The following is a 10104-nucleotide window of genomic DNA, read 5'->3' as shown; positions in this document are numbered from 1 at the left end:
AAGCCCCCCCCCCCCCCGCAGCCAGCGCGACCAAAGGCCACGCGTTTACCGCCGCCCTAAGCAGGGCTGCTAGTCTTACCTAGGTGCGCAACGCACCCCCTGCCCCAGTAGCTCAGGGGATAGAGCACGGCTCTCCTAAAGCCGGTGTCGGAGGTTCGAATCCTCTCTGGGGCACGCTGTGAAGTCTCGAGACATCGTTCCGGTCGGTGTCTCGAAATTTTTTGTTTTTAGTTGCCCCGTTGGGGTTGAGTTCGTTGTCTTTCTTGTTGTAATAGATCTTTTCCTCGGTGCGTGTGTAGGCGGCGATTTGTGCCCCGGTGGCGGTTATTTTGATGTCGACGTGGTTGTCGACGCAGACCATGGTGATGGGTTCTCCGCCCCATCGGCGTCCGATGTAGAGGCGGCGTAGTTTGTCGCCCCATCGCAGTGCTGTCTTGCCGTTCGTGCCTACTTTGTCGGTGCGTAGTCGGTAGTCGTGCTCTGGTTTGATGTCCGCTTATCTGCATTCGCCCCCATTAAGGGTGAACCTTCAGATCAATACTAGAAATAGTTTATAAACAGTATTATATGTATTAGGCAAGCCTTACCTTGCCTGATTTTCATGAATCGAGGTTTACTATGACCAAACAGTCCTCTACGCCCGCACGGAGTACAAGCTCATCCAGTGGGTCGACGGCACGTTTAAACACCAGAGATCTCATCAACGCTGGCATCTTTGCTGCACTTTACTTTGTAATCACCTTTATAAGCGGAATGATTGGATTCGCAGGACCACAATTCATGTTTATTGGATGGTTTATCGCGGCAATCGCAAACGGAATCGTGCTAGCGCTTTATGCCGTCCGCACGTCCAAAATGGGTGCTTTCACCCTCGTCGGTGGTATTAACGGATTAGCATTCATGCTCACCGGACACTACTTCTGGACCTTGCTGGGAAGCATAATTCTTGGGTTTATCGCAGATTTGATTATTACAAAAAGCCACCTCAGTATTGCCAAGTCCTTCCCTATTGCCTACGGCATCTTCTGTGTCTGGATTTCTTTGCCTTTTATCCCGCTAATTCTGGATACGGACTCATACTACGTCGATATCGCAGACCAAATGGGTCAAGAATACGCCGATGCTATGTCGGATATCTTCCAGCCATGGACCATTGGAGTACTGGCCATTTGTGCGCTCATCGTCGGCTTTATCGGAGGAAAGGTCGGAGTTCGCGTCAGCCGCAAACACTTTGAAAGCGCTGGTCTCCTGTGAGCCTGCAAAAACAGGGCGTGCTTCGTCGATCTTCGATCGATCCACGGACCGTGCTGCTTTCTGTTCTAGTAATCAATGCGGTAGCTCTCAGCCACGGCCACCTACCGACACTGCTGATTTCTATCGCCTTCAGCTCCATCGCACTAGCTACAGTAAAGCCACACTATGGTCTTATTTGCCTGTTCGCTTTTGCATTATCCTATCTAGGGTATTGGGGCCTATTACAGCTTCCTGGCTCCACATTTTTCGCTTTTTCAGCGGCAATTTTTTCGTGGCTAAGCCGTTTTGTCATCAGCATGTCCATCGGCGCATTCGGCTTGCTCACTCTCACACCATCCACGTTGACCTCAGCACTGCGGGACCTGCGTTTACCAGGCTGGGCCACCATTCCACCGGCGGTTTTCCTGCGCGTTTTGCCGATAATCGTGGCAGAAGCCAAAGCGATCCGCGATGCCATGGTCCTTCGGGGTCTCCAGCCTGGAGTAAAAAGCTGGATCACACAGCCCACACAATCGTCCGCGATGCTGATCATCCCCCTATTAGGCGCCGTCGTCCGCGCTGGTGATGAGCTCGCTGCCTCTGCTCTTGTCCGCGGATTGGGAGGCCCCACACGCCCAACCACCACCGCCGATCTTTCCTTCAAGCTTGTCGATGCAACTGCACTAGCTGGGTTGGGCCTCATTGTTGCCTCTGTCTGGCTCCCCACGGAGGTCCACTTATGAACGAACGCAGTATCGCAACCAGTGTAAACGCCCACAACGCTTCTTTTACATATCCATTGGGCGCTCGGCCAGGCATTCAAGGTGTATCTGATGTGTCTTTTTCTGTCTCTCCAGGACAGTGTCTACTGATTACCGGTGATTCCGGATCGGGAAAGTCCACGGTACTCAAGTTGATCAACGGACTCATCCCCCATTTCAATCCAGGAGAGCTACTAGGCGCCATCACTATTATAAAGGATGACCAGGCTTTTAACCCTGCGGAAGAACCGCTGTCCCGAGCCATCGAGTTCAGCGCCTCAGTATTCCAGAATCCAAGGACACAATTTTTCACTGAAAGCGTCAATGCAGAATTGGCCTTCGGGCTAGAAAACCTTGGTGTGGATCCCACAGAAATTGAGTCGAGGATTCAATCAGCGGTCGAGCTACTAGGCATTAACGATCTTCGGGGCCGGCGATTCAAAGAATTATCCGGTGGACAGTTACAAAACGTGGCATGCGCATGCGCGCTTGTGTCCCCGGGCAGTCTCGTGCTTCTCGATGAACCCACGTCCAATCTCTCCATGGAAAGCATCGATATTCTTGCACGCGCGCTACACCGCTTGAAGGAATTAGGCACAACGATCATTATCGCTGATCACCGCCTCTTTTTCTTAAAAGATATCGCTGACCAAGTTATTTACTTGACTCAGGGAAAAATAACGCGGAGTTTCCACGCTCAGGAGTTTTATGCCTTAGACGAACCCGAACGCAAACAATTGGGGCTACGCAGCTTACACCACGTTCCCCTGCCCGCGAGCGTGCCGGTACCACCCACGCTCGAAAACGCCGATCCCCAGCGGAGCGGACTCGAGTTAAGCAACATCTGTTTTTCTTATGGCACGCATGAGGTGCTAAACATTGACCACGTATTTTTCCCCAGCGGCGAAGTCACCGCCTTAATCGGGCCCAACGGCGCTGGAAAAACCACCCTCGCCAGGATCATTTGTGGTCTTGCTTCTCCCAAACGCGGCGGTAGTCTTCGTTTGAACAGCAAACGAGTAGGAGCGGCTGCCCGCAGACGTACCGCGTACATGGTGATGCAAGATGTTGGCCGCCAGTTATTCGCAGCCACCACCGAAGAAGAAGTAACGCTCGGACTGGCAAAGAAGAAGCGGGACCATATCGATGTCAATGAGATTCTCCATCGCCTCGATCTGGCAGGAATGGCCCAACGGCATCCGCAGTCTCTGTCCGGTGGGCAACGGCAACGCTTAGCCATAGCTTCAGCCCAAGCCAAGCAAGCAGAGGTCTACATCTTCGATGAACCTACCTCTGGCGTGGGCTGGCGCCAACTGCAATCCATCTCTGCGCTCCTTCGATCTCTTGCAGCAAGCGGAGCAGTGGTCATCGTCATCACCCATGACCACGAATTCATCCAAGAATCAGTCACCAGAATCATCGATATGACTGACATCAACAAGAATTGAGAAAGTAATGTCTGAAGTAAAACAAAGTTCCACAGAATCAAGCGGAACCCACGCACCAGAATCACACGGTGCGTCACCGGAAGAAGAGGCTCGCGCAAAACTAAAAGCCGGGCAGGTCGCTCTAAAAAAGCTACTGGCCCCAGTGCAAACAACCATCTACTTCGCACAGTTTCTCTCGCTTATATCCTCGGTACTGGCCGTAGCACCCTACGTCGCGTTGGTGGCACTGGGAAATGCTCTAATCGACGGCAATACTGATGACGTCGCGTCCATTGTGAAATGGCTACTTGCTGCATTTTTGGGACAGCTATTCTTCTATTTCCTTGCCCTTGCGATCACCCACTTCGCTGATGCAAAGCTGGTGGGGATTAACCGGCGCCGAATTATTACCGCTATTGCGAAAGCACCACTCTCGTGGTTTAGCCAGACTAATTCCGGCAAAGTCCGCAAAGCCGTCGAGGACGATACGTTAACTCTGCACACCCTGACAGCCCATGCTCCTGTAGAGAAGGTCGCCGCGATCTTTACGCCCCTCGCGCTTCTGGTTTATGCCTTTATCTTGGATTGGCGCCTTGGTCTACTTTCTATTGCCACTGTGCCCATTTTCCTAGCAATCCAAGCGTATTCAATGAAAGATATGGGCACAAAAACTGCGGAAATGGATAATTATCTGGGTGAGGTCTCTGCGACTGCGGTGGAGTTCTCCGAAGGTATTTCCGTCGTCAAGGCTTTCGGCACCGTTGGCAAAGCCCACGCTCGATATCGCGAAGCTGCCCAAAAATTCGCGGAATTCTATTACGAGTGGGTACGTCCGCTTCTGCGTGTTTCCGCAATCTCAGAGTCTGTGGTGGCGGTTCCTGTCCTCATCCTTATCAATGTAGGAGCCGGTTCCCTGCTGATAGCTGGTGGCTATGTCACGGTCGCTGAAGTCATCGCAACAACGTTAATTGCGCTGGTGATACCGGGCACGATTCAAACCGTCGGCCAAATGATGTGGTCTTACCAGCTCGCTGGCAATGCGGCGTTGCGCCTTGATGAAGTCATGACAATTTCCCATGTGAAAGAAGGCCAAAAGAGCCTCGATGCCAGTAGTCAAGACATGGAGGTGGAGTTCCATAAGGTCAGCTTTAGCTACGCCCCAGACAAACCAGTCCTCCAAGACTTTTCTGCGCAACTAAATGCAGGCACTGTCACGGCATTGATTGGCCCCTCCGGGTCTGGCAAATCCACAGCAGCAACGATGCTGGCGCGTTTCCAGGATCCAGATTCGGGCACAATCACTATCAACAACGTGGATATCCGTGATCTCACTTTCGACAGTTTGTACCGCATTGTGGCTTTCGTCTTACAAGATCCTCACTTACTGCGTATGAGTATTCGGGAAAACATTCGCCTTGCACGCCCAGAAGCCCGCGATGAAGAGATCTGGCAAGCCGCAGAGGCTGCGCACATAGCTGCTGATATTCGCGCTTTACCGGCTGGGCTCGACACCGTTGTTGGTGAAGACACCTCTTTATCCGGTGGACAACAGCAACGCATTTCTATTGCCCGGGCAATCATTACCAATGCCCCAATCTTGATCCTGGATGAAGCTACTGCGGCAACTGATCCTGACTGCGAAGCAGAAATTCAAGCAGCTCTAGCCACACTCGTCAGAGGCAAGACCGTCTTAGTCATCGCCCACAAGCCGGAGTCCATCCAAGGAGCAGACCAAATAATCTGCCTCAAGCCTATGAAGGATAATTCTCATGTCTAATGCCACTACGCCTGTTAGTTCGCGTCTTCGTGATCCGCTACTCACTCGCAGTGTCAAAAAGCTGCAAAGTCCTGTAGGCCATAAGCTCAATAAAAGGTATGCTTGTCTATCGCTTATCGTTGGCGTGCTTGATGGCCTCGCCGTTCTCACGCTCGTGCCACTTACAAAGGCACTCGATGGGGATACGACGATCGCACCATGGATGTGGACGCTTTTGGCAATTGCGCTCGTAGCTTTTGCGCTACGATTTTTCGCAACCCTGGCCTCTTACCACACGGCCTTGGATTTCATCCGAGCCGCGCACACGACTGTGGGCGATAAATTAGCAACGCTACCGCTCGGCTGGTTCGTACCGGCTAATACCGGCGGCCTATCTCGCCTCGTTTCAGATCGCTTTATGGTGGCGTCCGAGACCATTGCGCATGTTCAAGGAACGATATACCGCGATAGCGCGGCACTTGTCACCTTGTTAGTAGGAGCGTGTTTCTGGAACCCGAAGCTGGGCTTGGTCCTTCTTATCATCGCACCATTGGCGCTCGTGGTGATGCAGTTGGCTGCATGGATTCGTGAGAAAGCATCGAACCGCGCACTGGGGCCGAGTAAAGAGCTCTCCCAGCGCATCGTAGAATTTGCTAACCGTCAACCAGCCCTGCGCGCGGCAGGACAATCACAAGTTTTTGCGCCACTAGAGCAAGCGCTAGAAATCGACCATAAAGCACGAATACGCGAGCTATGGGTATCCACATTAGCTTTGCTACTCAACGGCATAGTAGTGCAGATCTTCATTGTGGCTCTCATTATGGCCTCCGCGGATCTTGCCGTTGAAGGCGCCCTATCGCCACTAGAAACAATTGCGATCATCGGAATCAGCTTGAGGTTTACCCGCACGCTTGAGCAGCTGGGTTCTTCTTTCGTCGGTTTAGATGCCGGCCGTATCGCGCTTGCAGAAACTGAGCTCATCACCGATGCTCCTTCCCTGCCAGAACCCACTACTCCGCGCCTAGGCGATGGTTCGGGAAATGTAGAGCTGCTTAATGTCACGTTTGGATACGGCGATACACCAGTATTGGTAGATGTCACTTTCCATGCTCGACCAGGCACCGTTACCGCCATTGTCGGTCCTTCTGGCTCCGGAAAGACCACAATTGCGCGCCTTATTTCGCGATTCTGGGATGTAGATTCCGGGGCGGTGATGGTTGACGGCGTAGATATCCGCGAGCTTGGAACCGAACAGTTAATGTCCAGGCTGTCCATGGTCTTTCAGGACGTTTACCTCTTCGACGACTCGTTAATCGCTAATATCCGCGTTGGTCGTCCCGACGCCTCCGATGAGGAAGTCTTCCGCGCAGCTGATCTTTCAGGCGTGACTTCTATTGCCAACCGCCTAGGGTGGCATACTCCTGTTGGTGAAGGCGGTCGGCTTCTATCCGGTGGTGAACGCCAGCGCGTATCTGTAGCTCGCGCGCTTCTCAAGCAAGCGCCGATTGTACTCTTTGATGAGGCTACCTCCGCACTCGATGCAGAAAATGAGGCAAACATTCTTGCTGCGATGGACGAGCTACGGGAGCAATCTACTTTTATTGTCATCGCCCATAAGCTGGATACAATCAAATCTGCTGATCAAATCGTAGTCTTGGATGAACACGGGCAAGTCAGCCAGCTGGGCACGCATTCTGAGCTTTCCGATGTCCCCGGTATCTACCGTCACTTCTGGCAGCAACGCAAAGCAGCACGCGGGTGGAAAATCAGTTCGGGACGCGATTAACGCGGGCACCGAGATCGGCGTTGTTTGCGGGGGCACCCTTCTCCCCCGCAGCACGGAGCACCCTAAGTGCACCGACAAAGCTCAGAGCGAAGAATGCGGTAGCGGCTACGAGCGACCACTGCGCGGCGTTGGCCATGCCTTCGCCAGTTTGTTGTTCATGATCGTTCTCCTTAATCTTCAGTTCCTTGCGCACGGGCAAGCACATGCTGCCCTAGCGATTTCAGGCCCACGAAGCACTGTGAAGCCGAATCAGTCAAGCGACCTTTCTAACAAATAGAGGCCGCTGCGAAACGTGCCAACACAATAGAAAACCCCCGCCTCAATGTGAGTCGGGGGACGGAGGTTCGTGGGCTGAGCGCTAGTTCAGGCCCGGAATCTTCGGCAGCGGAGGCTGCGGGATGTTCAGGCCAAAGACGCGGTTGATGGTGGGGATGAGGCCATAGGCCGCGCCGCCGAGGACTGCGATGACAGCGACGATGGGCAGGATGACCTTCGCACCACGGCTGGAGCCGGCGAAGAAGGCCTGGCCCATGTCGTCGATGGAAGGTTCATTCGTGTCGGTTGGATCCGTCGGCTGGGACGGCGTGTTGTCGTCCTCGGACGGGTCCTTCTGGACGGCCGGGCGGGCGGTGAGCCACTCGTCGGAGTCCAGAACGCCCTGGGTCAGGCGGGTCTCACCAATCCAGCCGTACCACGGGTCCTGCGGCTTGCGGTTATCAAAGCCAGCGCCCATGACCCACTGCAGGTCGCGCGGGAGGAGGCCCTCGGCACCCTTGGCGTTGCGCAGGATCGGTGCACCGTTGATGAACATCTCCACGGTGTCGGAATCCGGCTTGTTCACCACGGCGATGTGCATCCACTCATCGGTGGGCACCTCGTGGGACCAGACAGTCGAACCTTCGCCTTCCTTCGGTTCCGCCCACCAGCGCAGCTCACGGAGGTTAGAAATGCCGAACATGACGGTGGGGTCGGTGTCCTCGGAGCCGTCGACAAGCTCAGCGATGCTGGAGTCGCGGGAGAGCGCACTGCCCCAGCCGTGCTCAGAGCCGTTGAAATCCTTCGGGATCTTCACGAAGGACTCGAAGGTGTAGCCCGCGGAGGTATCGACCTTGTTGATCTCAGCGCCTTCCTTGGAACGGAACTCCGCCATCGCGGCCTTGCCGGCTGGGTCGGACCAGTAGAGGGAGCCAGAATCAGAGGACAGCGGGTGGTGGTCCTTGGTGTAGGTGATGCGCTCGCCCGTGTTGGAAGGACCACCCTCGCGAACGAGGTCGCCGGCACCGTCGGCGCCGAAGGCATCCGGAATGATGGCGCCTTCGGTGGCCACGTCACCGTCGGCAAGCTGCTTGCCTTCCTTATCCTTGGTCTGGCCCGGGCGCCAGTGGAAGACGGTCTTGTCGGATTTCACGAAGTCGTTCGGCCCCTCCGGAAGCTGATCCTTCGGGATGGTGTACGGGGTGTAGCCTTCCTCAGCGATGTCGCGGGCCTTCTGGCCAAGGTCCGGGTCATTCTCATCGCCGATGGACCAGTCTGGGGCGAAGTCAGCGAAGCGCTCCTTGAAGTTGAGCGTCACGTGGTAGCTATCGCCCTTGCCATCGAGGATGAGCTTGTCGAACTGCGTGAGCTCCTTTGCCGGCTTCTGCGCGACCCACGGGGACAGGGCGGTCATCTCCAGCTCGTTGCCGGACAGGTCGAACTCAAGCACGCCGAGCAGGCCGTTACCGCCCTGGTATGCCATCTGGTAGTCCTGCAGGATACCAATGACATCGTGGCCAGCATCGTTCTTATCCACGCGGTAGCCCGCGCCGTGGTGGTGGCCGCCCATGGTGAGGAAGATCTGGTCATTCTTCTTGATGAACTTGTCCCACAGGCCCTCGCCGTAGTCCTCAGAGTAGAAGACTTCACCGGCACCATCAATGTTGAGCACCTCGTGGCTGGTGAGGATGACCGGCAGGTCCGGGTGGGCATCGAGAACACCCTGGGCCCAGTCCAGGGCCTCATCGTCCGCGCGCCAGGCCAGCGCCAAGACCAGGTACTTCTGGCCTTCTGCTTCAAAAATGTGGTACTCGGAATCATTGTTGACCGCAGTGTGGCGCTCTCGGAAGGTCTCCGGGTTAGCGTTCTTGGCGCGCTCGGCGCTGAAGTAGTCGTTGTACGGGTGCGCTGACTTATCCTCAATCATGTCGTGGTTGCCCGGCAGGATGGAGTAGTTCAGGTCGGAACCGTCGAGGACCTTCATGGCCTCATCGGCGACCTTCCACTCCCCCTCGACATCCGCTTGGTCCACCACGTCACCGAGGTGGGTAGCGAAGTCCATGTTGAGCGCCTGCTGGTTCTTCACCAGCCACTCGACCTGCGCCTTAAAAGGTTCACTGCCGTAGCGCGCCTGGGCCAGGTTGCCGGTCTCCGGAGTGGAGTACCGGGAGTAGAACTGGGTATCCGGCAGCACGCCGATGGTGAAGCGAGAGCCCAGACCTGGTGCCGACTCATCAGCAGAAGCAGGGGCAACGAGGAACGTACCGGCCACCGAGGCGGTGACCACGGTGCCGAGCAGGCGGCGAGAAGTCATAGATTTTCCAATCACAGTGAATAAAGCCAAAAGAGACATAAGAAAGTTATTCTCCACAGCTTGCGCTCACGTAACTACTGCGTGAACGCACGTTTAAATGATTACTCGCCGCTAGGATGAACGCTCATGAGCAACATCACGAAGAAGTATGACGTCGACGTCACCCGCGTAGATACCGGCCACTACCGCGCCACGAATGCTGCAGGGGCCAGCCTCGAGTTTGGCCAGGGCGAGGGACTGTTGAGCCCGGTGGAGCTGTTGCTCGCTGCCGTGGCGGGCTGCTCGGCCGTCGACGTCGACGTGGTCACCTCCCGACGCACGGAGCCGGAGCTTTTCGACGTCCACGTGGAAGGCACCCGCGTCAACGAGGACGGCGCCTCAAGGCTGAGCGACGTCGACGTGGAATTCTCCCTCCGCTTCCCTGATACCGACGCCGGCCGCCAAGCCCAGTCCATGGTGGATCGCCTCGTGCGCATCTCCCACGACAAGGACTGCACCGTGTCCCGCACGGTAGAAAACCCCACCAACGTCACGTTCCGCACGACCCAGCCCTAAGGCTGCACGCCTTAAGC

Annotated in this window: 8 protein-coding genes, 1 tRNA gene and 1 pseudogene; 7 read left to right on the top strand and 3 right to left on the bottom strand. The window is 55.5% G+C overall.

What is annotated here, in order from left to right; translation table 11 throughout:
• The first annotated feature begins 101 nt into the window (after positions 1–101).
• A tRNA-Arg gene (locus tag HMPREF2943_RS02030) sits at positions 102–174 on the top strand.
• 43 nt (positions 175–217) lie between these two features.
• On the opposite strand, the pseudogene HMPREF2943_RS12090 reads toward HMPREF2943_RS02030, so the two are convergent.
• Positions 218–478: pseudogene (locus HMPREF2943_RS12090) on the bottom strand (IS481 family transposase); the annotation flags it as partial.
• A gap of 140 nt (positions 479–618) precedes the next feature.
• On the opposite strand from HMPREF2943_RS12090, the gene HMPREF2943_RS02020 reads away from it, so the two are divergent.
• From HMPREF2943_RS02020 to HMPREF2943_RS02000, 5 genes are read left to right on the top strand one after another with little or no spacing between them, the layout of a single operon-like run.
• Positions 619–1254: an MptD family putative ECF transporter S component gene (locus HMPREF2943_RS02020; protein ID WP_070447309.1), complete on the top strand. Its 636-nt coding sequence runs from the start codon at positions 619–621 to the stop codon at positions 1252–1254.
• Complete coding sequence (locus HMPREF2943_RS02015; protein ID WP_034969655.1) at positions 1251–1976, top strand: energy-coupling factor transporter transmembrane component T family protein; 726 nt, start codon at positions 1251–1253, stop codon at positions 1974–1976. The genes HMPREF2943_RS02020 and HMPREF2943_RS02015 overlap by 4 nt, the downstream gene beginning before the upstream one ends.
• Entirely contained in the window at positions 1973–3442 is a 1470-nt protein-coding gene (locus tag HMPREF2943_RS02010) for an ABC transporter ATP-binding protein (protein ID WP_049147404.1), read from the top strand. The genes HMPREF2943_RS02015 and HMPREF2943_RS02010 overlap by 4 nt, the downstream gene beginning before the upstream one ends.
• A 7-nt stretch (positions 3443–3449) precedes the next feature.
• The gene (locus tag HMPREF2943_RS02005; protein WP_070510464.1) at positions 3450–5198 is read left to right on the top strand and encodes an ABC transporter ATP-binding protein; all 1749 of its coding nucleotides are present in this window, start codon (positions 3450–3452) and stop codon (positions 5196–5198) included.
• Positions 5191–6963 (top strand): ABC transporter ATP-binding protein, encoded by a 1773-nt coding sequence (locus HMPREF2943_RS02000; RefSeq protein WP_070710654.1) that lies wholly within the window; start codon positions 5191–5193, stop codon positions 6961–6963. Before HMPREF2943_RS02005 ends, HMPREF2943_RS02000 begins: the two co-directional genes overlap by 8 nt.
• Here the strand turns inward: HMPREF2943_RS02000 and HMPREF2943_RS01995 are convergent.
• Both HMPREF2943_RS01995 and HMPREF2943_RS01990 read right to left on the bottom strand, forming a co-directional pair.
• Complete coding sequence (locus HMPREF2943_RS01995) at positions 6944–7156, bottom strand: hypothetical protein (protein WP_070701537.1); 213 nt, start codon at positions 7154–7156, stop codon at positions 6944–6946. The genes HMPREF2943_RS02000 and HMPREF2943_RS01995 overlap by 20 nt on opposite strands.
• A 165-nt stretch (positions 7157–7321) precedes the next feature.
• On the bottom strand, positions 7322–9532 hold the full coding sequence (locus tag HMPREF2943_RS01990) for a LamG-like jellyroll fold domain-containing protein (RefSeq protein ID WP_070710652.1): 2211 nt from the start codon (positions 9530–9532) through the stop codon (positions 7322–7324).
• A 126-nt stretch (positions 9533–9658) separates the two neighbouring features.
• Between HMPREF2943_RS01990 and HMPREF2943_RS01985 the strand changes: the two genes are divergently transcribed.
• Positions 9659–10087, top strand: coding sequence for an OsmC family protein (locus tag HMPREF2943_RS01985; protein WP_070710651.1), 429 nt, complete (start codon positions 9659–9661; stop codon positions 10085–10087).
• The last annotated feature ends 17 nt before the right edge of the window (positions 10088–10104 follow it).

Source organism: Corynebacterium sp. HMSC072D12 (genome assembly GCF_001813925.1).
Lineage (GTDB): Bacteria > Actinomycetota > Actinomycetes > Mycobacteriales > Mycobacteriaceae > Corynebacterium > Corynebacterium aurimucosum.
Note: the sequence above shows the minus strand (reverse complement) of the source record. Positions and strands in the feature narration are given on the sequence as shown.

Excerpts from the sequence above, each read along its gene's own strand:
- HMPREF2943_RS01990 (WP_070710652.1), bottom strand. The coding sequence starts at position 9,532 with ATGACTTCTCGCCGCCTGCTCGGCACCGTGGTCACCGCCTCGGTGGCC.
- HMPREF2943_RS02000 (WP_070710654.1), top strand. The coding sequence starts at position 5,191 with ATGTCTAATGCCACTACGCCTGTTAGTTCGCGTCTTCGTGATCCGCTA.
- HMPREF2943_RS02010 (WP_049147404.1), top strand. The coding sequence starts at position 1,973 with ATGAACGAACGCAGTATCGCAACCAGTGTAAACGCCCACAACGCTTCT.
- HMPREF2943_RS02005 (WP_070510464.1), top strand. The coding sequence starts at position 3,450 with ATGTCTGAAGTAAAACAAAGTTCCACAGAATCAAGCGGAACCCACGCA.
- HMPREF2943_RS01985 (WP_070710651.1), top strand. The coding sequence starts at position 9,659 with ATGAGCAACATCACGAAGAAGTATGACGTCGACGTCACCCGCGTAGAT.
- HMPREF2943_RS02020 (WP_070447309.1), top strand. The coding sequence starts at position 619 with ATGACCAAACAGTCCTCTACGCCCGCACGGAGTACAAGCTCATCCAGT.